26 protein-coding genes are annotated in these 25,626 nt (G+C 39.7%); 20 read left to right on the top strand and 6 right to left on the bottom strand.

Translation table 11 applies throughout. The annotated features are described in order from the left end of the window. Positions 1–21 precede the first annotated feature (21 nt). On the top strand, positions 22–1,476 hold the full coding sequence (thiI, locus tag AKG98_RS16765) for a tRNA uracil 4-sulfurtransferase ThiI (RefSeq protein ID WP_067048451.1): 1,455 nt from the start codon (positions 22–24) through the stop codon (positions 1,474–1,476). 117 nt (positions 1,477–1,593) lie between these two features. On the opposite strand, the gene AKG98_RS16760 is transcribed toward thiI, so the two are convergent. Further along, positions 1,594–2,493 (bottom strand): ketopantoate reductase family protein, encoded by a 900-nt coding sequence (locus tag AKG98_RS16760; RefSeq protein ID WP_067048448.1) that lies wholly within the window; start codon positions 2,491–2,493, stop codon positions 1,594–1,596. Then, a complete protein-coding gene (locus tag AKG98_RS16755) occupies positions 2,486–2,833 on the bottom strand; it encodes a VanZ family protein (protein ID WP_067048445.1) in 348 nt (115 codons plus the stop codon). The genes AKG98_RS16760 and AKG98_RS16755 overlap by 8 nt, the downstream gene beginning before the upstream one ends. A gap of 149 nt (positions 2,834–2,982) precedes the next feature. Between AKG98_RS16755 and AKG98_RS16750 the strand changes: the two genes are divergently transcribed. Beyond that, positions 2,983–3,465 carry a YajQ family cyclic di-GMP-binding protein gene (locus tag AKG98_RS16750; RefSeq protein WP_067048442.1) on the top strand — a complete coding sequence of 161 codons (483 nt, stop codon included), beginning with the start codon at positions 2,983–2,985 and terminating at the stop codon, positions 3,463–3,465. Positions 3,466–3,574: 109 nt separating this feature from the next. Here AKG98_RS16750 and AKG98_RS16745 read toward each other — a convergent pair whose 3' ends face one another. Then, positions 3,575–4,963 carry an MFS transporter gene (locus tag AKG98_RS16745; RefSeq protein ID WP_228140340.1) on the bottom strand — a complete coding sequence of 463 codons (1,389 nt, stop codon included), beginning with the start codon at positions 4,961–4,963 and terminating at the stop codon, positions 3,575–3,577. A gap of 116 nt (positions 4,964–5,079) precedes the next feature. Continuing rightward, positions 5,080–5,421 carry a hypothetical protein gene (locus AKG98_RS16740; protein ID WP_067048439.1) on the bottom strand — a complete coding sequence of 114 codons (342 nt, stop codon included), beginning with the start codon at positions 5,419–5,421 and terminating at the stop codon, positions 5,080–5,082. A gap of 334 nt (positions 5,422–5,755) precedes the next feature. Here AKG98_RS16740 and AKG98_RS16735 point away from each other — a divergent pair, with 334 nt between their 5' ends. Beyond that, on the top strand, positions 5,756–6,280 hold the full coding sequence (locus AKG98_RS16735; RefSeq protein WP_083544002.1) for a peptidylprolyl isomerase: 525 nt from the start codon (positions 5,756–5,758) through the stop codon (positions 6,278–6,280). A 135-nt stretch (positions 6,281–6,415) separates the two neighbouring features. Here AKG98_RS16735 and AKG98_RS16730 read toward each other — a convergent pair whose 3' ends face one another. Further along, a complete protein-coding gene (locus AKG98_RS16730; protein ID WP_067048433.1) occupies positions 6,416–6,973 on the bottom strand; it encodes a YajG family lipoprotein in 558 nt (185 codons plus the stop codon). Position 6,974: 1 nt separating this feature from the next. Next, positions 6,975–8,102 carry a methyltransferase gene (locus AKG98_RS16725; protein WP_067048625.1) on the bottom strand — a complete coding sequence of 376 codons (1,128 nt, stop codon included), beginning with the start codon at positions 8,100–8,102 and terminating at the stop codon, positions 6,975–6,977. 75 nt (positions 8,103–8,177) lie between these two features. Between AKG98_RS16725 and AKG98_RS16720 the strand changes: the two genes are divergently transcribed. From AKG98_RS16720 to cysQ, 17 genes are all read left to right on the top strand, one after another. Continuing rightward, a complete protein-coding gene (locus AKG98_RS16720; RefSeq protein ID WP_067048430.1) occupies positions 8,178–8,489 on the top strand; it encodes a BolA family transcriptional regulator in 312 nt (103 codons plus the stop codon). A gap of 414 nt (positions 8,490–8,903) precedes the next feature. Then, positions 8,904–10,244, top strand: coding sequence for a Na(+)-translocating NADH-quinone reductase subunit A (locus AKG98_RS16715; protein ID WP_067048622.1), 1,341 nt, complete (start codon positions 8,904–8,906; stop codon positions 10,242–10,244). A gap of 2 nt (positions 10,245–10,246) precedes the next feature. Continuing rightward, entirely contained in the window at positions 10,247–11,455 is a 1,209-nt protein-coding gene (locus AKG98_RS16710) for an NADH:ubiquinone reductase (Na(+)-transporting) subunit B (protein ID WP_067048426.1), read from the top strand. Next, complete coding sequence (locus tag AKG98_RS16705; RefSeq protein ID WP_067048423.1) at positions 11,448–12,221, top strand: Na(+)-translocating NADH-quinone reductase subunit C; 774 nt, start codon at positions 11,448–11,450, stop codon at positions 12,219–12,221. Before AKG98_RS16710 ends, AKG98_RS16705 begins: the two co-directional genes overlap by 8 nt. Continuing rightward, a complete protein-coding gene (locus AKG98_RS16700; protein WP_067048421.1) occupies positions 12,214–12,843 on the top strand; it encodes an NADH:ubiquinone reductase (Na(+)-transporting) subunit D in 630 nt (209 codons plus the stop codon). The genes AKG98_RS16705 and AKG98_RS16700 overlap by 8 nt, the downstream gene beginning before the upstream one ends. Before the next feature lie 3 nt (positions 12,844–12,846). Then, positions 12,847–13,455 (top strand): NADH:ubiquinone reductase (Na(+)-transporting) subunit E, encoded by a 609-nt coding sequence (nqrE, locus tag AKG98_RS16695; RefSeq protein WP_067048420.1) that lies wholly within the window; start codon positions 12,847–12,849, stop codon positions 13,453–13,455. 48 nt (positions 13,456–13,503) lie between these two features. Continuing rightward, positions 13,504–14,724 (top strand): NADH:ubiquinone reductase (Na(+)-transporting) subunit F, encoded by a 1,221-nt coding sequence (gene nqrF, locus AKG98_RS16690; protein ID WP_067048419.1) that lies wholly within the window; start codon positions 13,504–13,506, stop codon positions 14,722–14,724. Positions 14,725–14,769: 45 nt separating this feature from the next. Next, positions 14,770–15,765 (top strand): FAD:protein FMN transferase, encoded by a 996-nt coding sequence (locus AKG98_RS16685; protein ID WP_067048416.1) that lies wholly within the window; start codon positions 14,770–14,772, stop codon positions 15,763–15,765. An 8-nt stretch (positions 15,766–15,773) separates the two neighbouring features. Then, a complete protein-coding gene (nqrM, locus tag AKG98_RS16680; RefSeq protein WP_067048413.1) occupies positions 15,774–15,998 on the top strand; it encodes a (Na+)-NQR maturation NqrM in 225 nt (74 codons plus the stop codon). Positions 15,999–16,327: 329 nt separating this feature from the next. Further along, on the top strand, positions 16,328–16,975 hold the full coding sequence (ompW, locus tag AKG98_RS16675; protein WP_067048410.1) for an outer membrane protein OmpW: 648 nt from the start codon (positions 16,328–16,330) through the stop codon (positions 16,973–16,975). A 432-nt stretch (positions 16,976–17,407) separates the two neighbouring features. Then, positions 17,408–18,499 (top strand): hypothetical protein, encoded by a 1,092-nt coding sequence (locus AKG98_RS16670; RefSeq protein WP_067048407.1) that lies wholly within the window; start codon positions 17,408–17,410, stop codon positions 18,497–18,499. A gap of 197 nt (positions 18,500–18,696) precedes the next feature. After that, positions 18,697–19,749, top strand: coding sequence for a DNA polymerase IV (gene dinB / locus AKG98_RS16665; protein WP_067048404.1), 1,053 nt, complete (start codon positions 18,697–18,699; stop codon positions 19,747–19,749). Between the two features lie 176 nt (positions 19,750–19,925). Then, positions 19,926–20,834: a sulfate adenylyltransferase subunit CysD gene (cysD, locus tag AKG98_RS16660; protein WP_067048401.1), complete on the top strand. Its 909-nt coding sequence runs from the start codon at positions 19,926–19,928 to the stop codon at positions 20,832–20,834. A gap of 15 nt (positions 20,835–20,849) precedes the next feature. Further along, a complete protein-coding gene (gene cysN / locus AKG98_RS16655; protein ID WP_067048398.1) occupies positions 20,850–22,271 on the top strand; it encodes a sulfate adenylyltransferase subunit CysN in 1,422 nt (473 codons plus the stop codon). A 9-nt stretch (positions 22,272–22,280) separates the two neighbouring features. Further along, a complete protein-coding gene (locus tag AKG98_RS16650) occupies positions 22,281–24,011 on the top strand; it encodes an SLC13 family permease (RefSeq protein WP_067048395.1) in 1,731 nt (576 codons plus the stop codon). Between the two features lie 7 nt (positions 24,012–24,018). Continuing rightward, positions 24,019–24,654: an adenylyl-sulfate kinase gene (gene cysC, locus AKG98_RS16645; protein ID WP_067048619.1), complete on the top strand. Its 636-nt coding sequence runs from the start codon at positions 24,019–24,021 to the stop codon at positions 24,652–24,654. A 72-nt stretch (positions 24,655–24,726) separates the two neighbouring features. Then, positions 24,727–25,503: a 3'(2'),5'-bisphosphate nucleotidase CysQ gene (gene cysQ / locus AKG98_RS16640; RefSeq protein WP_067048394.1), complete on the top strand. Its 777-nt coding sequence runs from the start codon at positions 24,727–24,729 to the stop codon at positions 25,501–25,503. The last annotated feature ends 123 nt before the right edge of the window (positions 25,504–25,626 follow it).

Genomic DNA, 25,626 nt, shown 5'->3' with positions numbered 1-25,626 from the left:
AACTATGATGTAGGCAAAACCATGAAATTTATTGTAAAAATATTCCCAGAAGTAATGATGAAAAGTAAATCTGTACGTAAGCGTTTTAGTAAAATGCTGCAATCGAGTTTACGTAATATTCTACGCCGTGAAGATGAACATGCACGCGTGATCCTTGAGTGGGATAAAATTGTTGTCCGCACGACAGATGACAGTGATAAAAACCGCGATTTTTATCGTGAAGTATTAAGCAATACCCCTGGGATTGCCCATTCACTCGAAGTTCAAGAGTCAACTTTCACCGATCTTGATGATATTTTCCAGCAAGCATTACCCGTTTATAAAGATATTTTAGTTGGAAAAACGTTTTGTGTACGTGCAAAGCGTAACGGTAAGCATGACTTTACGTCGATTGACTTAGAGCGTTATGTTGGTGGTGGCTTAAATCAGCATACAGAAGCAGCGCGTGTACAATTAAGAAAACCACAAGAAACGATTAAAATTGAAGTTGAAAATGATAAACTTTACCTCGTGACTGAACGCCATGAAGGTTTAGGTGGTTTCCCTATGGCAGGACAAGAAGATGTGTTGTCATTAATGTCAGGTGGTTTTGACTCTGCGGTATCAAGTTACTTAACGATTAAACGTGGTAGCCGAACGCATTTCTGTTTCTTCAACTTAGGCGGTGATGCGCATGAGATTGGTGTGAAACAAATTTCATATTTCTTGTGGAACAAGTACAGCTCATCACACAAAGTTAAATTTGTTAGCGTACCGTTCGATCCTGTTGTTGCTGAGATCTTAGAGAAAGTAGATAACTCACAAATGGGTGTGGTACTTAAGCGTATGATGATGCGCGCTGCGTCTAAAATTGCTGAGCGTTTAGGCATTGAAGCTTTGGTAACTGGTGAAGCGGTTGGTCAAGTATCAAGCCAAACGATTCGTAACTTATCGTTAATCGATTCCGTGACGGATACCTTGATCTTACGTCCGTTAATTGTTGCTGATAAGCAAGACATTATTGATACAGCGCGTAAAATTGGTACTGCTGAATTTTCTGAAACAATTCCTGAATATTGCGGTGTTATTTCGAAGAAACCAACCGTAAAAGCAGTGAAAGAGAAGATCGAAGCGGAAGAAGCTAAATTTGACATGAGCTTGATCGATCAAGTTGTTATGGATGCTAAAGTAATCGATATTCGTCAAATCGCAACAGAAGCACAAGAGCAAGTCAGCGATGTTGAAGCGGTAACTGAAATTGCAGAAAATGAAGTGATCTTAGATATTCGTAGTATTGACGAAGTTGAAGATTCACCACTTGATGTTGATGGGCTAGAAGTTCAGCACATGCCTTTCTTTAAGTTAGGTAATCAGTTTGGCGAGTTAGATCAAGAGAAGACGTACTTACTGTATTGTGATCGTGGTGTGATGAGTAAATTGCAAGCGTTATACCTGATTGAAAAAGGTTATGCGAACGTAAAAGTTTATCGTCCTTAACTTTTAACTACCCTTAATCATTACGCTGTTAAGGCTTTATCCTTATCAAGCTAATGAGTAAAAGCCAGCAATCAGTTGCTGGCTTTTTTGATCATGATGTAATGTTGAATTATGTAACTAAGCTAATTCAGTATCGTGCTGTTTGATTTGATCATATAAGGCTTTATTTGTAGGAATGTCGATACTGTAGGCATTCGCCACTTTTAAAACATACCCGGTAATGTAATCAATTTCGGATTGACGGTTAAAGTAATGATCTTGATGCATCGAAGAAAAATTTTCAGCCGTACGTTCAATAACATTATCGACCTGTGCTTGCAGCTCTGAATAAGACCAAGGCAAACGGGCTTTTTCACAAACAAGCGCTAATTCTTGTACCACCTTAACCACATGCGGATATAACGCGGGGCTCGCCAATACACCATTCTTGCATTGATGGAGTGCGGTTAACGGGTTTATCGCACAGTTAATCACTAATTTAAGCCATAATTTCTCACGTATATCTTCACACCATGCTAATTCTTCAAGTGCAAATAACTGACTGGCGATATCTTTATAACGCTTAGCTTGATTATTAAATGCGCCGAACCAAGTGACACCAGCCCCCGTATGGCGAATATGATCGTCTGACAGTTTTAATACGCCATTGGACGTTGTGCCAACTATGATTGCGTTCCGAGGGAATAGCTTTTCGGCTTGTTCCGCCGTGCCCATGCCATTGTGCAAGAGCACGATACAACAATGCTTATCGATTTGTGATTGAAGTAAGGTTAATGCAGGAAGCACATGTTGGGCTTTTAGTGTAACCAGTAAAAAGTCACATTTAGGTGTGAGGTTAGGTTGTGCCATTACGGTGTTACTCGAATGTCCGCCATTTAAATCTTCAACGTTAAATGTACGGATATGAGCCTCACTCTTGGGGCGCAATATAAATGCGGCGTGTTGGCCTGATTTTAATAATTTTTCTGCAAAGAAATGCCCGATAGCACCCGCACCGAGAATGTTCCAATTAGCCATGTATTTTTGCTCGTAATGGTTGAATGATTAAGTAACTGGTGATACCGATTAAATCGGCGACGATATCCCAATGGCTTGTTGTGCGACCGGGTATCATACCTTGAATAAATTCAATGAAAATACCGAATCCAAGTAATGTCATAAACAACGTTATTGTTCTATCTGGGAAACTATAATCAAAGAGTAAGGCTAATGTCACAAAGGCAACTAAGTGATTTAATTTGTCGTAACCTAATTGCGTTATACTCGTTGAAGGTTTGCCAAAAGCAAGTAGGCAGATTGTGAATATAACAATAACAAAGAGTAAGCGAAACCAGAGTTTATATTTGTCCAATGACATACTTATCTCAATAAAAAGGGGCATAATAGCAATTATAGTCAGTTAATCGTTACTTAATGCGTCCTAGTGACTTACTTCTGTAGTTAATGGTTGAATTACAACTATCATCTATTAGATAATCATATTATTATAAATGATAGGATATGAAGATGCCTCAATTTGATATTATTTCTGAAGTCGACATGGTTGAAGTTAAAAACGCAACTGACAATGCAAATCGTGAACTAAGCACACGCTTTGATTTTCGTGGTGTTGATGCAAGCTTTGAGCTGATTAAAGAAAAAGTAAAAATGCGCACAGATGAAGATATGCAACTTCGTCAGATGGCTGATATTTTACGTAGTGCTTTAGTGAAGCGTAATATAGACAGCTCTTCGATGAGCGTAGGTAAAACTGAATTCTCGGGTAAAACGTGCAGTGCTGACGTTGAGTTTTTACAAGGCGTTGAAGGCGCAGTCGCTAAAAAAGTGGTTAAATCAATTAAAGACAGCAAGCTTAAAGTACAAGTATCTATTCAAGGCGATAAAGTACGTGTTGTAGGTAAAAAACGTGATGATTTACAAGCTGTTATGCAGCATGTGAAAACAGCTGAACTAGGTCAGCCGTTCCAGTTTGATAACTTCCGTGACTAATATGCCATGACTTGTATGAGTATTTACTTGCTCTAAGTCGTCTCATATAAATACATGTCATATAAGTACGTAAAGCCCAGTCTGTTATACACACTGGGCTTTTTTATGCCTAAGATTCAATCCATTTAAAGCGTTTTGTCATTTGCATGTAAACTAATATTACAATAAAGACCACTGGAATAATCCCTAACACTGCAGTACCGATGAAGAAGGCTGAATAATCCCACGCATCGACCACAACCCCAGAGAACCCAGCAATAAACTTAGGCAGTAATACCATGATTGACGAGAACAGCGCATATTGAGTGGCGGTAAATTGGGTATTGGTTAAGCGTGATAAAAACACCACAAAGGCACAAGTGGCAATACCTGCACTGAGATTGTCTGCACTGATCACCAAGGTTAATAACAAGAGGGCAGGGTCTTGTGTTTGCAACCAAGTCTCTGGGAGTATTAAGGCAAGCATTGTCATTAATTGTGAGGTTGCCATGCTGCCGGCCATCCAATGAAATAACACATTAGTCAACGCAGCAAGCACACCACCTAATAATAAAGTAGAAAGTAAGCCTAAGCCATTGACCAACAACCCACCAAGTCCGGCCCCAACCAGTGTCATTATCACCCCAAAGACTTTTGCGACTGTGGCTACTTCAGCCTTCGAATAACCCATATCCACATAAAATGGGTTAGCCATGATCCCCATAACAATGTCACTAATACGATAGGTGATGACAATGCCCAGTAATAGTAAGCAGGTTTTACCGTATCGTTGGAATAGATCGGTTAGGGGTTTCACTATCCCCGTAATAAGAAAGTCGCGAATATTATGGACATGATGTATTTTATGTTTTGCGATGGGTTCTTTAGAAAGTAAGGTCGCAAAAATACCAAATAACATAAATAGCGCCATACAAGCATAAGCGAACTGCCAAGCTGCGGCATTATAAATAGCACTATTATCATAGAGCGCTGCAATGGCTAATGAACCTGCGCCCGCCACAATCATGGCAATACGATAGCCTGTCATGTAAGTGGCTGCCATGGCACCTTGTAAGCGCGTATCTGCGCTCTCAATTCGAAAGGCATCGACAATAATATCTTGGGTCGCTGAAAAAAGTGCTAATCCAAGTGATGCGATAATGAATAAGATCACGTTTTGTTGGGGATCTTGAGTTGCCATGATCATTAGCATTACAATGATCATTATTTGCGTAAACAATAGCCAACTTCGACGTCGACCCAATTTATTGTGCAGCCAAGGTAGCTGGATCTGATCAATCAAGGGTGACCAAGCCCATTTAAAGCCATAGGTCAGTGCTATCCAGCTAAAGAAACCAATACTGGCACGATCGACTCCGGCCTCACGTAGCCAAAATGATAATGTAGAGAAGACCAAAAGAATAGGTAATCCAGAGGAGAAACCAAATAATCCCATAAACAGTACACGGGGATTAAGGTAAATCGATAAGGTTTGAAGAGTAGTCGGCAATGTCAGCATCCATCTAACGTAAGTGTTTGCTGATACTACCGTATTTTTATAAATTAAATAAGCCCGACCACTGACTGGGCTTGGTTTAATTTAATCGATTATGTTTTATAATTGTGATGGCGAAATTAGTCCAAATATTCCGTGATAGGTCTAATACCAATACAGTTGTATGGTTTAACCCCCTGACCCTGTAGAAATAAAGCGCCGGTATGTAATTGCTGGCGCAATATTCTGTTGGAAAAAATCTGTTGGCTTGACCAGCTTTTTAGCTCAAATAACAGGAACCAAAAGACCTGTTCTTTACAGCTACTTGTAGACTCGTCATAAATATCCAAATCATCCCATTCTCGTAATGTTTCCCAGAGAAAATGGTTTAATTGCGCATAACTAAGTTTTTTCATTAGAAAAAAATCGAGATAGTTAGCTAAAACGTCAGATTTCTCGTCAATGAACTTTTTCGCTTCCATGCAAATATCCTCATTTGTTCGTATCTGATTCTAATCCTAGACTAAAAAATTAAGCTGTCATTAATTAGAACATTCTTAATACTGATTAATGGGTAAAGTGTGAAACATCTCAAAAGATTAATTTTTTTAAGTGTTGAACTTAAAAAAATAACAATAATTCATATTCATGTCATAAACGCGCTCGTCAATGTCTAAGATGTTAGAAGATCCTTCAAAGATCAAACATCTGCTATAGTAGCGAAGCGTACGCTTATTTTTATAACTGAATGGAACCTATATCATGCGAATAAATCACTTTTTTTCAAAATTACTCTTAATTTTGTGTTCAACATTTATGTTTAATACCGCGATCGCGGCAGAAACTAAAGCTTTAATCAAAACTAACCTTGGCGATATAACGATTGCGCTATATCCAGAACAAGCTCCGGTGTCTGTGGCTAACTTTATCAGTTATGTTGAAAGTGATTTTTATAGCGGTATTATTTTCCACCGTGTGATCCCTGGATTTATGGCGCAAACAGGTGGTTTTAATGAAAACCTTGAAAAGCAGGTAACAAAAAAACCAGTTGTTAATGAAGCGAATAATGGCTTGAGTAATGAGCGCGGCACATTGGCATTGGCGCGTACGAATAACCCCAATTCAGCTACATCGCAGTTTTTCATTAATCTAAAAAATAATAATTTCTTAAATCGTTCGGGTTCAAGTCCGTCGCAAGCGGGTTATGCCGTGTTTGGCCGTGTGATTAAGGGGATGGATGTTGTTGATAAAATGGCAAAACAACCAACCGGTAAAAAGAAGTATTACAGTGATGTACCATTAACTAACATAGTGATTGAAAGCATCACTATGCTGAAATAATCGAGTTTAACGATTATTTCTAATTGGTTACAGTAAGAAAATATAAAGCCTCGCTCGATACTTGTGATAAGTCATCGAGCGAGGCTTTTGCAATTGTATGCTTACTATAATTAGCGAGTTAAATAATTAGTATAATTAACGTGTTAGATAATCACTGATCTGTTGATCATTAAATACATCGTTCAATAGCGACGATAATTGCTGAGAAAACTTCGTTTCTAAGTCACTCATTGATGGGCTAAATGCGCCTGTTAAGGTTGATGCACTGCGAAATTGCTTCGTCAGTGTTTGACCTTTATTATCAATTGATACGATCAGCATTAGCGTTGATTCAGCTTGATGCTCAAAGCTATCTTGTTGAACATCAATTCTTGCGGTTTGCAGTTCAAGATTAATCGCGATGTCTGCTTGTGGTGAGAAAACTAAGCCCTGCTGCTCCCACCCCTGTTGTAGTTTCGCCGTTGTAAGGTTAACCAGTGAGCTTTGGTTATTAAGCAACAGTGCTGGTTCACCGACTTTATGGATCGCAATTAAGTAATTCGCATCACGGATGTCTTTACTTGTTAGCGAGACCTGAGTACCTGTATATTGCGTTGTTAATGGCGCTGGCTCAGCCGTAATATTAACTTGCTGAGGGGCACTCGCACAGGCGGTTAGTAATAGACTGATACTTAACAGCAGTTTTTTTAGCATATTATTTTTGCGCCTTAATAATAACAAACTTGGCATTTGAGGCGACAATTTCATGATTATCGAATAGGCGGTCAAGTTTGATATGGTAATCAAGATGGCGGTTACCAACAATGTAAAGTGCGCCGCCCCAAGCTAATGCGCGGTGAGCATCTTTGAACATTTGCCATGCAATATGATCGGTAATCGCTTTTTCTTGGTGGAATGGAGGATTGCATAACACCAGATCAACACTGTGTGGTTCGTAATCGTAAAGGCAGTTATTCACTAAAAATTCAACGTCAGGTTCGTGATTGGCTATATTAGCCGCTGCATTTTCTTTCGCTGATGCAATTGCCATGAATGACTCATCCACAAAGGTGATTTTAGCTTGTGGGTTTAAGCGTGCCGCAGTAATACCGATAACACCGTTACCACAGCCAAGATCGATAATATGCTGGTATTCACCTTTTGGTAAATACTGCATAAAGAAGTTGCCGCCAATATCTAAATTGTTACGTGAAAATACATTGGCATGATTAGATAACGAGATATTTGTTTTCGCTATATCCCAAGCCACTGGCGCAGGGATCTCTAGTGCTTTCGTTTCTGTGATAGTCGAGAAGATCAAACGTGATTTTTTCTTCGCTAATGATGTTTTAGTCTCGCCGAGGTACTTTTCAAATAACGCTAAGGTAGAATTATGAATATCTTTCGCTTTTGCACCCGCAATGATCGTCGTGTTCGGCGTTACAACATGGCTAAGCATTGCCAATTGATGTTCTAATAAAGATAATGTACGTGGGATCTTAATTAAGACTAAATCAATATTTTTCGGTAACGCAGCAAGACAGTCTTGGACTTTTACTTGTTCTGTGCTTAACTCATTTTCATCTAGATTTTGCGCGATTGCCGCATGGCTGATCCACGAATCACTCACTGTCGTGACATTGTGTTGATTATACGCACAGGTTAATGCACCAAAACTATCATTGAAGATAAGTATTGAAGATTGTTCAGCAAGCGTTAAATCTGCAACAGTATTAAGAATATACTCATCAGCAGAGTCCCAAGCTTGCAGTTGCTCAACGCTACGTTTAGGGTAGCGGTACAAAGATAATTCGATACTTTCAAGAGATAGTTCAGTGTTCATAATATGATCCAGTTCAGGTTGATCGTGCATTTTACACTGTTATTTTACTAAATATATAAAAGAAGAGGTTTTTAAATGTCATTAGGTAACGATATTAAACAGCAGTTATTGGCGAGCTTTGATATTCAGCATTTAGAGGTGGTTTGTGATAGTCATAAACACAATGTGCCACCGGGCACCGAAATCCATTTTTCGGTGGTGATCGTTGCGACGGAATTTGAAGGGAAAATGTTGATTGCGCGTCATCGAATGGTTAACACTGCGTTGGTGGCTCAATTTGAAGCGGGTATTCACGCATTATCAATTCATGCCTATACCCCTGATCAATGGGCTAAAAAAAATGATCAAGATCAAAAAATTCCCGAGTCTCCAGATTGTTTAGGCTAATTATCCGTAAATTTAAATAAATGATTAATTGTATGTTACATACTGTGAGTTAATGTTAATTCTCGAAGCTGTTTTTTTAATTAATCGATCTATCATCAAATATGATTTAAATGAGTTATATAAAATATGTTTTTATACTTTATTAACTGATTCATGTATTTTAACTTAGCTTAAGCTTTTGTTTTTAATCTTTTATTTATGATTTAGTTACGCTTTGATAAGTTTGCTTTATAAGTACTCGTTACATGATGAAGTGCGAGCAATCATATTAAATTAGTGCTAGAATAAGCCAAAATTTTTTGTTAACTAAGACGTACCGCCTTGTGAGTACCTACTTGTGGGTTGTTTTAGGCGTACCGTTTTTTGTTGATAAAAGTGTTCTTTATCTTCCTAAAAAAAGTAGTGCATGTGAGTATGATTACGATAAAAAAAGGACTGGATCTACCTATCGCAGGTAAACCTGAGCAAGTGATTCATGGTGGCCCTGCTATCAAACGAGTTGCTGTTCTAGGTGAAGAGTATATTGGAATGCGCCCAACGATGAGTATTAAAGTTGGTGATCGTGTTAAGAAAGGTCAGGTTCTTTTTGAAGACAAAAAGACGCCGGGCGTAAAATATACAGCCTTCGCTGCAGGAACAATTGCTGAAGTTAACCGTGGCGCTAAGCGGGTCTTACAATCGGTAGTGATTGACGTAGACGGTAACGAGAGTGAGAAATTCGCTCAGTTCAAGTCAACTGAAATTGCTAATCTTGACCGCGATGTAGTGGTTAACAATCTTGTAGACTCAGGTTTATGGACTGCATTACGCACTCGTCCATTTAGCCGTGTTCCTGCAATTGATAGTAATGCATCAGCAATCTTCGTTACAGCGATGGATACTAACCCATTAGCTGCAGATGCTGCATTAATTATTAATCAAAACAGCGATGCATTTGTTGATGGTTTAAATGTTATTTCACTTTTAACAAGCGGTAAAGTTTACGTTTGTAAAGCGGAAGGTACATTACCTAAATCAACAGCATCAAATGTTGAAGAGCAAGCATTTGCTGGCCCTCATCCTGCTGGCCTTGCTGGTACACATATCCATTTATTAGAATCAGCGGGTACGAACCGTACTGTTTGGTCTATTGGCTATCAAGATGTTATCGCTTTTGGTAAGTTATTCACTACTGGTGAACTACATACTGACCGTGTTATTTCACTCGCAGGCCCTGCTGTGAAAAATCCACGTTTAATTAGCACTCGTCTAGGCGCATCAATTACAGAATTAACTGCAAGTGAACTTAATGCCGGTGAAAATCGCATTATTTCAGGTTCTGTATTATCTGGTGTTAAGTCGGAAGGTGTACATGCTTATCTTGGCCGTTACCACAGCCAAATCAGTGTATTAGCTGAAGGCCGTGAGAAAGAGTTCATCGGGTACATGAAACCTGGTAGCGACAAATTCTCTATCGCTAACGTATTTACTTCTGCATTCAACCGCGCACGTCAATTCAACTTTACTACAACCACTGGTGGTAGTGATCGTGCAATGATGCCTATTGGTAACTATGAGCGTGTTATGCCATTAGATATCTTACCAAATATGTTACTGCGTTCATTAGTAACGGGTGATACAGACGAAGCGATTACGTTAGGTTGTCTTGAATTAGACGAAGAAGATCTAGCATTATGTACTTTCTCTTGCCCTGGTAAGTACGACTTTGGTCCAATTCTACGTGATTGTCTAACGACAATTGAGAAGGAAGGTTAAGCATGGGTCTTAAGAATTATATCGAAGAGATTGAACATCACTTCGAACCAGGTGGTAAACACGAGAAGTGGTTTGCCCTGTATGAAGCAATTGCAACTGGCCTATTTACACCTGGCTTTGTGACAAAAGGTAAAACACACGTACGTGATAACATCGATTTAAAACGTATCATGATTATGGTGTGGATGTGTACTTTCCCAATGATTTTTTGGGGTATGTACAACATTGGTGCTCAAGCAAATACGGCTATCGCAACAGGTGCAGGTATCGCATTTGATGACTGGCATGTTGCGCTACTGAGTGCACTTGGCGTGACGATGGGTGAGGGTGCCGGTATCATAGCCAATATGCTATACGGTGCTGTTTATTTCCTTCCTATTTACGCAACCGTGTTTATAGTGGGCGGTTTCTGGGAAGTTTTATTTGCGGCAGTGCGTAAGCATGAAGTAAATGAAGGTTTCTTCGTAACATCTATCCTATTTGCACTTATCCTGCCTGCTAACATTCCATTATGGCAAGCGGCTATCGGTATTACTTTCGGTGTTGTAATCGCGAAAGAAGTATTCGGTGGTACAGGTAAGAACTTCTTAAACCCTGCATTAGCAGGTCGTGCGTTCTTATTCTTCGCATACCCATCTGATATTTCAGGTGATGCTGTTTGGACTGCTGTTGATGGTTTCTCTGGTGCTACAGCACTAAGCTCTGCAGCTGCTGGCGGTCTTGAAGGTCTAACAAGTTCATTGACTTGGGCGGATGCATTCATTGGTAACATGCAAGGTTCTACGGGTGAAGTATCTACATTGCTAATCCTATTAGGCGGCGGTGTTTTATTGTTTGCTCGTATCGCATCATGGAGAATTGTTGCTGGTGTAATGATTGGTATGGTAGCGACAAGCTTACTATTCAACATGATTGGTTCTGATACTAATCCAATGTTCGAAGTACCATTCTACTGGCATTTAGTACTGGGTGGTTTCGCATTTGGTATGATGTTCATGGCGACTGATCCTGTATCTGCATCATTTACTGATAGCGGTAAATGGGCTTACGGTATCCTTATCGGCCTAATGGTTGTACTGATTCGTGTAGTTAACCCTGCATTCCCTGAAGGTATGATGCTAGCAATCTTATTTGCTAACTTATTCGCACCTCTATTTGATCACTTTGTGGTTCAAGCTAACATTAAACGGAGACTTGCACGCAATGGCTAGTAAAGAAACTCCAATGAGAACTATCGCAGTCGTTACGGCGCTGTGTTTAGTTTGTTCAATCATCGTATCTGGTGCAGCTGTAGGCTTACGTGATGCTCAAAATGCTAACAAAGCATTAGATAAGCAAACTAACCTACTTTCTGTTGCTGGCAAGTTAGAAGCAAATGCGAACGTTGGCGAAATTTACGCTGAATTTGTTGAAGCTAAATTTGTTGATTTAAGTACGGGTGAGTATGTTGAAGAAAATGCAGCGACATTTGATCAACTTCAAAACGTAAAAGATCTAGCGAAAAGTACCGACCTAAAAGGTAAAGATGTTGCTGGTATCAAACGCCGCTCAAATGTTGCTGATGTTTATCTTGTAAAAGATGCACAGGGTAATATTGAATCTTATGTTTTACCTGTATACGGTCGTGGCTTATGGTCAACTATGTATGCATTCGTTGCAATCGACAAAGATGGCAAAACAGTGAAACGCATTCAGTACTATGACCAAAATGAGACTCCGGGTCTAGGTGGTGAAGTGTTAAACCCACAGTGGACAGCTAAATGGGAAGGCAAGCAACTATTCGATGCGAATGGTGATGTTGCAATCCGTATCGTGAAAGGTGGCGGTCAAGGTAAGACACCTTCAGGTATTGATGGTCTATCTGGCGCGACGCTAACTAGCCAAGGTGTTGAAAATACATTCCAGTTCTGGATTGGTGAAAACGGTTTTGGTCCTTTCTTGAAGAAATTGCAAAACGGAGGCTTAAACAATGGCTAAGTCTGAGTTAAGAGAAGTAGTTACCTCACCCATCGTTACTAACAACCCAATTGCATTACAAATCCTAGGTGTTTGTTCTGCTCTGGCTGTAACAACTAAGATGGAAACTGCATTAGTGATGACGCTAGCGGTAATGTTGGTAACAGCATTTTCAAGTTTCTTTATCTCGTTAGTACGTAACATGATCCCGAATAGCGTGCGTATTATTGTGCAAATGGCGATCATTGCATCACTTGTAATCGTTGTTGACCAAGTACTTAAAGCGGTAGCGTTCCAGTTATCAAAAGAGCTTTCGGTATTCGTTGGTCTGATCATTACAAACTGTATTGTAATGGGTCGTGCTGAAGCATACGCAATGAAGAGCAAGCCAATTCCTAGTTTCTTAGATGGTATCGGTAACGGTTTAGGTTACGGTGCTATTTTATTAGCTGTTGCGACAGTGCGTGAAATCTTTGGTTCTGGTACTTGGTTTGGTATTGAAATCTTACCACTAATCCAAAATGGTGGTTGGTATCAGTCAAATGGTCTACTACTACTTCCGCCAAGTGCATTCTTCATCATTGGTTTATTGATTTGGGCTCTACGTACGTGGAAACCAGAGCAAGTTGAGCCAAAGGGGTAAACGATGGAACATTATATTAGTTTATTCGTACGTGCTATTTTCATTGAAAACTTAGCATTATCATTTTTCTTAGGCATGTGTACATTCCTTGCAGTCTCTAAGAAAGTGACAACAGCGATTGGTCTTGGTGTTGCAGTAACAGCTGTACTTACCATTTCAATCCCTGTTAACCAAGTTATCTATAGTGGCATACTTGCACCAGGTGCACTTGCATGGGCTGGTTTCCCTGAAGCAGATTTAAGCTTCCTAGGTTTCATCACGTTCATTGGTGTAATTGCTGCACTAGTACAAATCTTAGAGATGGTATTAGATAAATACTTACCAGCTTTATATAACGCACTGGGTATTTTCCTACCGTTGATCACAGTAAACTGTGCAATCTTCGGTGGTGTATCTTTCATGGTACAACGTGACTACAACTTCACAGAATCAATAGTATATGGTTTTGGCAGTGGTCTAGGTTGGATGTTAGCTATCGTTGCGATGGCCGGTATTCGTGAGAAAATGAAATATTCAGATGTGCCAGATGGTCTACGTGGTTTAGGTATTACCTTTATTACAGCGGGTCTTATGGCGCTAGGTTTCATGTCATTTTCTGGTATTCAGTTATAACAAACAGCTGGCTTCGGTCAGCATGTTTCAAGAGCAAAGGATAAGTCGATGGAAATCATTCTCGGCGTAGTCATGTTCACGGTTATCGTTTTGGCACTAGTAACAGTAATTCTGTTTGCTAAGTCTAAACTGGTAAGTGAAGGTGATATTACAATTAGTATTAACGGTGACGCTGATAAATCAGTGGTAGCTGGAGCGGGTGGTAAATTACTCGGAGCACTTGCAGGTAGTGGTATTTTTGTATCATCAGCTTGTGGTGGTGGTGGCACATGTGGTCAATGTCGTGTAACAATTAAATCAGGTGGTGGTGATATTCTTCCAACTGAACTTGATCACATCTCTAAAGGTGAAGCACGTGCAGGCGAGCGTTTAGCATGTCAAGTTAGCGTAAAAGTTGACATGGACATCGAACTACCAGAAGAAATCTTTGGTGTGAAGAAATGGGAATGTGAAGTTATCTCTAACGATAACAAAGCAACGTTCATTAAAGAGCTTAAAATGGCTATTCCAAACGGCGAAGTGGTTCCTTTCCGCGCCGGTGGTTATATCCAAATTGAAGCGCCAGCTCACCATGTTAAATATTCAGATTATGATATTCCTGAAGAATATCGTGGTGACTGGAAGCACTTTGGCTTCTTTGACATCGAGTCTAAAGTTGATGACGAAACTATCCGTGCTTATTCTATGGCTAACTGCCCAGAAGAAGCGGGTATCATCATGCTGAACGTGCGTATTGCTACGCCACCGCCGCGTAATCTTTCTTTACCTGCGGGTAAGATGTCTTCGTACATCTTTAGCTTAAAAGCTGGCGATAAAGTAACGATTTCAGGTCCATTTGGTGAGTTCTTCGCGAGAGAAACTGACAATGAAATGGTATTTGTTGGTGGTGGTGCTGGTATGGCGCCTATGCGTTCACACATCTTTGATCAACTTAACCGTCTAAATACAGACCGTAAAGTTTCATTCTGGTATGGTGCTCGTTCTAAGCGTGAAATGTTCTATGTAGAAGATTTCGATATGCTTGCTAAAGAAAACGAAAACTTTGAATGGCATGTAGCATTAAGTGATCCACAACCAGAAGATAACTGGGAAGGTTACACAGGCTTCATCCATAACGTGATCCTTGAGAATTATCTTGCGAATCATGAAGCGCCAGAAGATTGTGAGTACTACATGTGTGGTCCACCAATGATGAATGCTGCTGTTATCGGTATGCTGAAAGATCTTGGTGTTGAAGATGAAAACATCTTACTCGATGACTTTGGTTAATAGTTTTTGATTCAATTCAAATCGATGTATCGATGGCTAGCTCTGATGGGGCTAGCCATTTTCATTCTTGGTTGTAGTGAGCAAAAAAGTACAGAAGAAGTGCTTTTCTCTGGTCCTACTATGGGTACAACTTATCATATGAAAGTAGTGGGTTTCCCACTGTCTGAACAAGATAAGCAAGATATCCAAGTCGAGATTGATAAACGTTTAGAATTAGTTAACGATCAGATGTCGACTTATCGTCCTAATTCAGAGTTATCGCGCTTTAATCAAAGCGTTGCAGTTACTGGTTTTGAAGTATCACGTGATACGGCAAAAGTCGTGCTAGAAGCTCTTCGTTTAAATAAACTGACGAATGGTGCATTAGATGTAACCGTTGGTCCTTTGGTTAATCTGTGGGGATTTGGCCCAGATAATAAACCAGAACAAATACCGTCACAGCAAGAATTAGATATTGTTAAGCAACGTATTGGTATTCAGCATTTAGCTGCGACAGAAACAACTTTAAGCAAAGACATTGACGGTTTATACGTTGATTTGTCTTCAATTGCTAAAGGTTATGGCGTCGATGTTATCGCTGAATATTTTACTTCATTAGGGATTGAAAACTACCTGGTCGAAGTGGGCGGTGAACTGCGTATTAATGGTGTGAATGCACGCGGTATTGATTGGCAAGTTGCGGTTGAGAAACCGACAGGTGGCGGTCAAAGTGTGCAAGAAGTAATTGCTGTTGGTAACAATGCAATTGCTACATCAGGTGATTACCGTAATTATTACGAGCTTAATGGTGAGCGTTTTGCGCATACGATTGATCCAGTAAGCGGTAGACCAATTAAACATAAGCTGGTTTCTGTGACTGTTATCCATACTTCATCAATGACTGCGGATGCATTCGCCACGGCGTTAATGGTGATGGGTGAGAAAGATGGTCTTGAGTTTGCCAAACAGCAAGGCTTAGCTGTATTGATGATCTCAAAGTCAGATTCAGATTCAGGTTATAATGAAGTGTATACCAAACAGTTCGAACGTTATTTAAAATAGAGGCTAATATGGCTTATTTTGCTGCAACATTTGTTATTTTTGCGCTAGTTATTGCTGGTATGTCGATTGGCTATATCGTGCAAAAGAAATCGATCACAGGTAGCTGTGGTGGTATTAGTAACTTAGGCATGGAAAAGGCGTGTGATTGTCCCGATCCTTGCGATAAACGTAAAGTTAAAATGGCAAAAGAAGAAGCTAAACAAAAGATGTTAAACGAGCATCGTATCATCTAGTTTATGCTAAGCATCTGGCTATAAAGTGCAATACGCACTTTATAGCTTTTTCTTCCAATCATTTCATTCAATTCTCTAAACCATCGATATTACTTTTCTTGTTTAATACCTTCCTAAAGACGCTGATTATCTAATTCAATATTATTCACATATTGGTAGTACTCATTAGTGAGTATTCTGCTTGCGGTTGATATGGATCAAATATGTGTTTTTTTAATGTGGTAAAGTATACCTAAGTTAATGTTTTATTACGAAATTATGAAAAATAACATCAAGTGTAATGAAGCTGTATTTGAAATTAAAAACATACTCGAATTGATGGAGCCTACATGAACAATAAAATATTATCAGGATTAATCACCGCATCTTTATTATCAGCAACGCTTGCAGCCCCTGCTTTTGCTCATCAACAAGGGGATATGATTGTTCGTGCGGGCGCCATCGTTGTAGCACCAAATGAGTCAAGTGATAATGTATTGGGTTTAGGTGAATTTGAGGTAAATGATAATACTCAACTTGGTCTTAACTTTACGTATATGGCAACAGATAATATTGGTATTGAATTGGTCGCTGCTAGCCCGTTCACCCATGAGGTTGCATTAGAGGGAATCGGTGTTATTGCTGAAGTTCATCAGCTACCACCAACGCTATTAGCACAGTATTATTTTGGTAATGCAAGTTCTAAGTTCCGTCCTTATGTGGGCGCTGGTGTTAACTTTACTGTTTTTTATGATACTAAGTTTAATGATGCAGGTACTGACGCTGGCTTGAGCAATTTAGATATGAGTAATTCGGTTGGTTTAGCTGCACAGTTTGGTATTGACTATATGATCAATGATAAGTGGTTGGTGAATGCATCGGTAATGTATGCGGATATCAGCACTGATGTGACATTTAAGGTAGGTACTGATGATGTTAAAATTAAAACAGACATCGATCCATTGGTATACATGGTAAGTATTGGTTATGTATTTTAATTAGCTTTTACAGTTTCTATTAGCTAAATATAACAAGGTGCATCTGCACCTTGTTTTGTTTTTGGCTCAATATAATGTTCTATCTTTACACCTTCCTTGTTCAATTATTTCCTCCTGTCTTAATTAGTTTTATACAGTTCTGTTTTTGATTATTCATGTTTCGGCTGTGTCATTTAAGCCGTAGATTACAATCCCTTACACTGTAGCTGTAATCGACAACGTATGCTATTAGCACTCTTATCTCTAAATTTTCTATCTCGAGTTATGCGATTACTTGCGTTTTCGGTGATGGATGAGATGTAAAATTAATATGGAAGACGATTTTGTGTTTGATTAAGACAAATAATAAAAGCAGTTTCGAGTCTGAAACGTCAATAAATCCAGAGAAGATATTTAGGTTTTCATTAATTCGATATATTAGAGAATAAAGTTATGCTTGGTAGAAAAAATGCAAGAAATAGAAATGCAGTACTGGCCAATGCAGGGATTGCCAGCGTAGGTACCACTGCGACAAGCGCTACGAGTAATGCTGCATTAAGTGCTAATCAGAATCCACCTTCCAGCACAAAGGCTCAAAAAGCTTTAGCCCGTGTAAAGTCATTAGGGCCCTTAGCTATTGACCGGCGTGGTGATATAGCAGGTTGGATAGGGGATTCTGCTGATGGTTTTAATGACCTTGCTAAACATATTCGGGATGGAGATAGCGCGTATACAGGTGTCGGGCCGTTGGAAGCTTCAGCTTCTACTATTCTAGGCCCATTAATGCTAGTACATGACACTGTTACTAATATTTATGAATGGAAAACAAACTTCAGTAATGGGGCACAACTTACAGCTAACCCACTACTTTCTCCAGCTGATGCTGCCTTATATACGAATACTAAGACTACCGCATATTTTAAGAAGAGAATGGTGAAGAAAATCATTGGTGATTCGGTTTCGTTTGGTGGCAGTATGCTCAGTAGTGTTACTCACGTGAATGCGTTAGGTGTCGCTCGCCATGGACGTTCTGATGCTAAGACTGTTGCGCATCTTGTGAGGCTTAAGAAATTACTTAGTCACTATAAAGGCAAAAAATTGACAGAAGAATATAATCTTTGCAAGGTTATTATTGATGCTAAAAAACTTAAAGTAGAATCGCAGTCGGCTGCGTTGGCTTCAGATCTTATTCCTGGTAATGTCGGTGGTGGTGCTACAGCTGCTATTAGTTTTGTACACGGGCAAACAATGGCTCATCGATTATCGAAAATGGCTTTTGATATTGAAGAGGCGGCTAAAAAATTGCATCATCGTGCGTTTTATGAAATGAAGGCCGGTTCATCGGGAGCATGTGCTCGGGAGACGCCTGCATTAGATATGGTACGTGAGTTATTTTCGCAAATTGGGAAAATAGAAAAAGAGAGAGTATTAATTAACTTTTCGGGTCACAAGTTAAAACTTGGCGGTGAACATCTACGAGCGGACAAACTGATGCGTGAACCGGGCGGTTGGCTGACAATTGTAGATAAATTAAATTTGATTTAATTTTATTCGTTGTCTTAATTTGTACATGGATGTACAAATTAAGGATAAATATATGCTCTTAAATAAAATTCAAGTTCAATATATAAACTTCATCATCTTCAATTTCTGATTTAATAATTTGTTCTATCCACTAATTTTATTTATAATTAACTGGTCTTTTATACAGTCATATTTACTTGGTTATAACTAGTTAAGTCATGAAAAAAATAATTCATATCGATATGGACGCGTATTTCGCCAATGTAGAAATACGTGATAATCCAGCCTATAAAGATATCCCTATTGCCATTGGTGGGATGAGTGATCGCCGTGGGGTGATCGCGACGTGCAACTATATCGCCCGCCAATATGGGGTGCGCTCTGCCATGTCTTCTTATAAAGCAATGCAGCTCTGTCCAGATTTAACGTTAGTGCCCTCACGCATGCAGGTATACAAAGAAGTCTCAGCGCAGATCCATGAAATATTTTCTCGCTATACCGATTTGATCGAACCCTTATCGTTAGATGAAGCTTATTTAGATGTCTCTGATTGTAAATTATTTTCTGGTAGTGCCACGTTAATTGCCGAAGATATTCGTCAAACTATCGAAAGTGAGTTGGCACTCACTGCGTCTGCGGGTGTCGCACCAGTGAAGTTCCTGGCGAAAGTGGCATCAGATATAAATAAACCGAATGGACTGTTTGTTATCACGCCATCGCAAGTTAAATCCTTTGTAGCAGACTTACCTCTAAATAAGATCCCAGGAGTGGGTAAAGTCACTTGGAAAAAGCTCAATCGTGTCGGCTTGTATACGTGTGCTGATGTGCTTAAATTCCCACCTGAAGATATTATTGATAGCTTTGGCAAGTTAGGCCATAGCTTATTAGAACGCTGTCAGGGGATTGATAATCGCCCTGTTTGCAATGAACGACATCGTAAATCGGTGGGGGTTGAGATTACTCTACCAGAAGATATTGTCACGCTAGAACAGTGTATGGCGTTATTTCCTCAGCTATATCAAACCTTGTTGCAACGCCTAGAAAAAGCTTCTCCTGATATGCGGATCACTAAACAAGGCGCTAAGCTTAAGTTTAATGATTTTACGCTTACTAGTGCAGAACAAAGTATTACCACGCTTGATGAACATCTCTTTACTGACTTATTTGCACAAGCATTGACAAAGCAAGAACAACGTAGCATTCGTTTAATTGGTTTATATGTTGGTCTTGCTGGTGATAATGATAGTGAGCAATATAACCTGCTGTTTTAGCCTCGCATTACCTTCAACAATAATTTTATATAACTTTCTATATAATCTATCTGTTAGCTTTCTATATTCCTAAAAGTTATAAAAAATCAGCTTATGTTCTTTGTCGGTTATAAGTAAAGGCGCTATATTGATTCAAACGATATGAAATTATCCAATTTGGTCTGATGGAGTAGAAGATGAATCAACAGAGGTTGACCCACCTTAAACAGCTGGAAGCTGAAAGTATCCACATAATCAGGGAAGTTGCGGCAGAGTTTGATAATCCGGTAATGATGTATTCAATCGGTAAAGACTCGTCAGTGATGCTACACCTGGCTCGTAAGGCTTTTTACCCAGGTAAGATCCCATTTCCATTATTGCATGTTGATACTAACTGGAAGTTTCGCGAAATGATTGAGTTTCGTGACAAGACGGTTGCTAAATACGGTTTTGATCTGTTAGTACACCAAAACCCAGAAGGGATCGCAATGGGCTGTAGTCCATTTGATCACGGCAGCTCTAAGCATACCGATATTATGAAAACCCAAGGGCTTAAACAGGCGCTGGATAAATACGGTTTTGATGCGGCTTTTGGTGGCGCACGACGTGATGAAGAAAAATCGCGTGCCAAAGAGCGTGTCTATTCATTCCGTGATAAGCATCACCGTTGGGATCCAAAAAACCAACGACCTGAATTATGGCGTACTTACAATGGCCAAGTGAATAAAGGTGAAAGCATTCGTGTGTTCCCATTATCCAACTGGACTGAACTGGATATTTGGCAATATATCTACCAAGAACAAATTGAAATTGTGCCACTTTACCTTGCTGCCAAACGTCCTGTTGTAGAACGTGATGGTGCGCTGATCATGGTTGATGATGATCGCATGAAGTTAAAAGAAGGCGAGAAGATAGAAGAAAAAATGGTTCGTTTTAGAACCCTCGGCTGTTACCCATTAACGGGCGCAGTAGAGTCTGAAGCGACAACATTGCCTGAAATTATTGAAGAGATGTTACTGGCGACGAGCAGTGAACGACAAGGACGTATGATTGATCATGATTCTTCTTCTTCAATGGAACAGAAGAAACGTCAAGGTTATTTCTAGGTAGGAGCAGGGCAGATGAACACTCAAATAGCAAATGAATTAGCACAAACAGATATTGAAACCTACTTACATCAACAGCAGCATAAAAGCCTATTGCGCTTTTTAACCTGCGGTAGTGTTGATGATGGGAAGAGTAGCCTTATTGGTCGTTTATTACATGACTCGCACCAGATCTATGAAGATCAATTAGCTGCGTTGCATGTTGATAGCCAAAAGTCTGGTACAACAGGTGAAGCGATTGATTTAGCCTTATTGGTTGATGGTCTTGCTGCTGAACGTGAGCAGGGTATTACCATTGATGTAGCATACCGCTATTTCTCGACATCAACACGTAAATTTATTATTGCTGATACACCGGGGCATGAAGAATACACGCGTAATATGGCAACAGGTGCTTCAACGTGTGATCTTGCGGTGATCTTAATTGATGCGCGTAAAGGGGTATTAACGCAAACTAAACGTCACTCGTATATTGCGTCATTACTGGGTATTAAACATTTTGTTGTGGCCGTTAATAAAATGGATCTTGTTGATTTCTCTGAGCAGCGTTTTGAAGAGATCAAAGAGGAATACTTAGGTTTTACTGAAAAGCTTAACGACATTACCATTGAATTCACGCCATTGTCAGCTTTACTTGGTGATAACGTTGTTGATCGTTCTACGCACACACCTTGGTTTAAAGGCCGTACATTATTAGAATGTTTAGAAGCGGTTGATACATCCGATGAAGCACTTGATAAACCATTCCGTTTACCTGTGCAATATGTGAATCGTCCTAATCTCGATTTCCGTGGTTTCGCTGGTACTATCGCAGCAGGTCAAATTAGTGTCGGTGATGAAGTGGTTGCGTTGCCATCAGGTAAGTCAAGTACAGTCAAATCGATAGTTACTTTTGATGGTGAGTTAGTCTCTGCACATCAAGATCAAGCTATTACCTTAACGCTTACTGACGAAATTGATGTGAGCCGTGGTGATATTCTTGTTGCTGTAGCTGATCAACCCAAATTATCAGATTCATTATTGGCGAATGTTGTATGGATGTCAGATCAGGCATTACAAACCGGTCGTCAATATGACATTAAACTGGCAAGTAAAAAAACGACTGGTCAGTTCAATTTGATCCGTCATAAGATCGATGTGAATACCATGGCTGAATCTGCGGCAAGCACATTAACACTGAATGAAATCGGTTTATGTGAGTTAACGCTGACTGAATTGGTACCTGCAGATAACTACAACGATGTTTCTGACACTGGCAGCTTTATTGTTATTGACCGTTTAACCAATGTGACTGTTGGTGCCGGTATGATTGAGCAAATACTTGATGCAACAGTGAGTACTAACTCGCATGAGTTTAGTGACTTTGAAGTTGAGTTGAATGCATTAGTGCGTAAGCACTTCCCACAATGGCAAGCTATCGATATTAGCAAGCTGTAGGATGTTGTTATGAATGTGATACAGGGAAGCATTTTAGTCTCACTAGTGATCTTCATTGGTTTGCTTATCTCAGGTAAGTTTCGACCATCGAGTTTATTTGGTGGGATGGTTATTTTAGCTTACTTGTCTGGTTTTATTGAAATGCCACAAGTCATGGCTGGATTTACCAATCCTTCTCTTATCACATTAATTTTATTATTGCTTATTTCGATTACGATTGAAAAAACGCGTCTAATTAGCTGGATAGGACGGCAGTTATCCACAGGCCGTTTTACGGTTGTGGTTGCTAAACTCGGTATTTCTACCGCTTTACTCTCTTCTTTTACCAATAATACCGCTGTTGTTGCGTCGTTAATTGGTGCCGTGAAACGTAACAATACCCATGCGCCCACTAAATTACTTATTCCACTTTCCTATGCTGCGATCTTTGGTGGCACACTGACGCTAATTGGTACATCGACCAATCTGATTGTGAATAGTTTTGTGGTTGATGCAGGGCTTCCCTCATTGGGATTTTTTGAATTTTCTATTATCGGTTTAGCTGGTTTTGCTGCTGGCATGATTGTACTTATTACCATGAGCCATCGGTTACCCGATCATACCCAAGATGAGAGTGAAGAATTAGTCTATTTTTTAGAAGCACATGTAAAACCTAATTCAGACCTGGTTGGAAAAACCATTGCTGAAAACAATTTACGTGCGTTAAAACAGTTATATCTTGCCGAAATACAGCGAAATGGCGACGTGATTTGTCCTGTCTGCCCAGACGAAGTATTGCAAGCCAATGATCAACTTTTGTTTTGTGGTGACGTTGATTCTGTCGGTGTGCTGCAAGATATTAAAGGGCTGAAATTATTTGGTCAAGGTGAGCTGAATGGTCAACATCTTGTTGAAGTGATCGTCAGTCATTCCTCAAAATTAAACGGCTTAACTCTAAAAGAAAGTAAATTTAGAGAACATTTTGATTCTGTGGTTGTGGCTATCCGCCGTGGGCATAGTCCTTTACGCGGAGGCTTAGGTAATGTGCGATTACGTGCTGGTGATACCTTATTATTAGCACCGGGTGCAGAGTTTAAAAACAGTAAAGATCTGAGTCGTGATTTTGTCGTGGTCAGTGGTTTAGATGTTGCCACACGTTTAAGTGATAAGCGTAGTATTGGTGTATTAGCTGGATTTGTTGGCACAATTGCTTTAGCACTCACGGGCACATTACCGTTATTAAAAGGCTTAGTTATATTCGTATTACTGCTTTGCATGAGTGGTACTTTATCTTTGCAAGAAATTCGCAGACGTTTACCCGTTGATCTTTGGATCGTCGTTGGCAGTGCATTAGCGTTATCGAACATGCTACAAACCAGTGGTGTTTCAGATTTATTAGCGGACTATTTAATACAGGCTTTTAATGGCAGGGGGGTATTAGCCGCGTTTATTGCGACTTATTTTGCGACATTATTATTAAGTGAGTTAATTACTAATAATGCCGCTGCCGCATTGGCATTCCCAATTGCATTTAGCTTGGCACAAAGTTATGGGGTGAGTGAGTTACCTTTCATTATGGCGGTTATCTTTGGCGCCAGTGCCAGCTTTATTTCGCCTTACGGTTATCAAACCAACCTGATGGTTTATAGTGCAGGAAATTACGCGCTATCAGACTACCTTAAACTCGGTATCCCGACATCGATTGCTTATTCCTCTGTGGTATTAGTAATGATCCCATATGTATTCCCATTTTATCTGTGAGCATGTAATGACAACAATTACCAATGAAAGTAATGCTGATACAACAGCAACTGAAAATATCGTGTGGCATAAACATACTGTAGATAAAGCAGCAAGAGCAGCGAATAAACAACAGCAACCCTGTGTGTTGTGGTTTACGGGCTTAAGTGGCTCTGGCAAGTCGACAGTGGCGGGCGCATTAGAGAATGAATTACACAAAGCGGGTTATCATACGTATTTGTTAGACGGCGATAATGTGCGTTTTGGTTTATGTGGTGATCTGGGGTTTAGCGATGATGACCGTAAAGAAAATATTCGCAGAGTGGGAGAAGTGGCGAAGTTAATGGTTGATGCCGGTGTTATTGTATTAACTGCTTTTATTTCGCCACACCGTCAAGAGCGTGAATTAGTTCGTTCATTATTGGGTGACAGTGAGTTTATCGAAATACATGTTGATGCGGATCTTACGGTTTGTGAGCAGCGTGATCCGAAGGGACTTTATAAAAAAGCGCGAGCAGGTGAGATCAAGAATTTTACCGGTATTGATTCTGTTTATGAAGCGCCAAATAAACCTGAATTGTATCTAGATAATGGCAATAATCCGGTTTCAACTTCAGTTCAACAGATCATGACTTATCTTTCACAGCAAGGTCATATTAAGTAACAGTTTTGTAAGCGTATATTAAGTAACATTTTTATAAAAATCGTGTGTCAGTAAGGGAGTCGTAGCGAATAAATGGATAGTTCAATAGAGAGTTCAATCGATCATTTAGTCAGTCAGGTTAATGATATCGCTGTAGCAGCGGGACAAGAGATATTAACGATTTATCAGCGCGATTTTAAGGTTGATACGAAAGATGATAACTCACCAGTGACAGAAGCTGATATTGCAGCCAATGACATTATTGTTGCCAGTTTACGCGCGATTACTCCTGATATCCCAATTTTGTCGGAAGAAGGCGCAAATATCCCTTGGGATGAACGAAAGCAATGGCAAACATTTTGGCTTGTTGATCCGCTCGATGGCACCAAAGAGTTTATTAAACGTAATGGTGAGTTTACCGTTAACATTGCCTTGATCCACAATCAGCAACCAATATTAGGTGTTGTTTATGCACCTGTATTAGATAAGCTTTATTATACGAATACTGACGGTGCTTTTTTATTACATGGCGGTGAAACCGTTAAGTTAGCTGCGTTACCAATTCCTGACGATGAAGTCGTTAAAGTGGTCGGTTCGCGTTCTCATGCAAGTCCAGAAATGGCGTTATATGTATCGCGTTTTACAGAAACAGATATTATTCCGGTTGGTAGTTCATTGAAGTTTTGTTTGATTGCCGAAGGGAGTGCACATTGTTATCCACGATTAGGTCCAACTTGTTGGTGGGACACTGGCGCTGGACATGCCGTAGCTAGTGCTGCAGGTGCAAAAGTAGTGCAACTTGATGGTTCACCATTATTGTATAACCACCAAGAGTCAGTGTTAAACCCGTTTTTTGTTGTCGCTAAATGATATATACCCAAGCTACTTCGAAAGGTTCTGTCGCAAAGTTGACTAAATAAACCAACATGTTGATAATGTTTCGATATTCGAAGAGGCATTATGATATGACAATCAATTTTTCAGGCCGACATT

It is taken from the genome of Moritella sp. JT01, assembly GCF_001574435.1.
In the GTDB taxonomy this organism is placed as follows: domain Bacteria; phylum Pseudomonadota; class Gammaproteobacteria; order Enterobacterales; family Moritellaceae; genus Moritella.
The sequence above is the reverse complement of the archived record's forward strand: the minus strand, read 5'-3'. Positions and strand labels throughout refer to the sequence as shown.

What these genes read in the sequence shown, in the direction of transcription:
- thiI (WP_067048451.1), top strand. Translation starts at nt 22, where the DNA reads ATGAAATTTATTGTAAAAATATTCCCAGAAGTAATGATGAAAAGTAAA.
- AKG98_RS16760 (WP_067048448.1), bottom strand. Translation starts at nt 2,493, where the DNA reads ATGGCTAATTGGAACATTCTCGGTGCGGGTGCTATCGGGCATTTCTTT.
- AKG98_RS16755 (WP_067048445.1), bottom strand. Translation starts at nt 2,833, where the DNA reads ATGTCATTGGACAAATATAAACTCTGGTTTCGCTTACTCTTTGTTATT.
- AKG98_RS16750 (WP_067048442.1), top strand. Translation starts at nt 2,983, where the DNA reads ATGCCTCAATTTGATATTATTTCTGAAGTCGACATGGTTGAAGTTAAA.
- AKG98_RS16745 (WP_228140340.1), bottom strand. Translation starts at nt 4,963, where the DNA reads ATGCTGACATTGCCGACTACTCTTCAAACCTTATCGATTTACCTTAAT.
- AKG98_RS16740 (WP_067048439.1), bottom strand. Translation starts at nt 5,421, where the DNA reads ATGGAAGCGAAAAAGTTCATTGACGAGAAATCTGACGTTTTAGCTAAC.
- AKG98_RS16735 (WP_083544002.1), top strand. Translation starts at nt 5,756, where the DNA reads ATGTTTAATACCGCGATCGCGGCAGAAACTAAAGCTTTAATCAAAACT.
- AKG98_RS16730 (WP_067048433.1), bottom strand. Translation starts at nt 6,973, where the DNA reads ATGCTAAAAAAACTGCTGTTAAGTATCAGTCTATTACTAACCGCCTGT.
- AKG98_RS16725 (WP_067048625.1), bottom strand. Translation starts at nt 8,102, where the DNA reads ATGAACACTGAACTATCTCTTGAAAGTATCGAATTATCTTTGTACCGC.
- AKG98_RS16720 (WP_067048430.1), top strand. Translation starts at nt 8,178, where the DNA reads ATGTCATTAGGTAACGATATTAAACAGCAGTTATTGGCGAGCTTTGAT.
- AKG98_RS16715 (WP_067048622.1), top strand. Translation starts at nt 8,904, where the DNA reads ATGATTACGATAAAAAAAGGACTGGATCTACCTATCGCAGGTAAACCT.
- AKG98_RS16710 (WP_067048426.1), top strand. Translation starts at nt 10,247, where the DNA reads ATGGGTCTTAAGAATTATATCGAAGAGATTGAACATCACTTCGAACCA.
- AKG98_RS16705 (WP_067048423.1), top strand. Translation starts at nt 11,448, where the DNA reads ATGGCTAGTAAAGAAACTCCAATGAGAACTATCGCAGTCGTTACGGCG.
- AKG98_RS16700 (WP_067048421.1), top strand. Translation starts at nt 12,214, where the DNA reads ATGGCTAAGTCTGAGTTAAGAGAAGTAGTTACCTCACCCATCGTTACT.
- nqrE (WP_067048420.1), top strand. Translation starts at nt 12,847, where the DNA reads ATGGAACATTATATTAGTTTATTCGTACGTGCTATTTTCATTGAAAAC.
- nqrF (WP_067048419.1), top strand. Translation starts at nt 13,504, where the DNA reads ATGGAAATCATTCTCGGCGTAGTCATGTTCACGGTTATCGTTTTGGCA.
- AKG98_RS16685 (WP_067048416.1), top strand. Translation starts at nt 14,770, where the DNA reads ATGGGGCTAGCCATTTTCATTCTTGGTTGTAGTGAGCAAAAAAGTACA.
- nqrM (WP_067048413.1), top strand. Translation starts at nt 15,774, where the DNA reads ATGGCTTATTTTGCTGCAACATTTGTTATTTTTGCGCTAGTTATTGCT.
- ompW (WP_067048410.1), top strand. Translation starts at nt 16,328, where the DNA reads ATGAACAATAAAATATTATCAGGATTAATCACCGCATCTTTATTATCA.
- AKG98_RS16670 (WP_067048407.1), top strand. Translation starts at nt 17,408, where the DNA reads ATGCTTGGTAGAAAAAATGCAAGAAATAGAAATGCAGTACTGGCCAAT.
- dinB (WP_067048404.1), top strand. Translation starts at nt 18,697, where the DNA reads ATGAAAAAAATAATTCATATCGATATGGACGCGTATTTCGCCAATGTA.
- cysD (WP_067048401.1), top strand. Translation starts at nt 19,926, where the DNA reads ATGAATCAACAGAGGTTGACCCACCTTAAACAGCTGGAAGCTGAAAGT.
- cysN (WP_067048398.1), top strand. Translation starts at nt 20,850, where the DNA reads ATGAACACTCAAATAGCAAATGAATTAGCACAAACAGATATTGAAACC.
- AKG98_RS16650 (WP_067048395.1), top strand. Translation starts at nt 22,281, where the DNA reads ATGAATGTGATACAGGGAAGCATTTTAGTCTCACTAGTGATCTTCATT.
- cysC (WP_067048619.1), top strand. Translation starts at nt 24,019, where the DNA reads ATGACAACAATTACCAATGAAAGTAATGCTGATACAACAGCAACTGAA.
- cysQ (WP_067048394.1), top strand. Translation starts at nt 24,727, where the DNA reads ATGGATAGTTCAATAGAGAGTTCAATCGATCATTTAGTCAGTCAGGTT.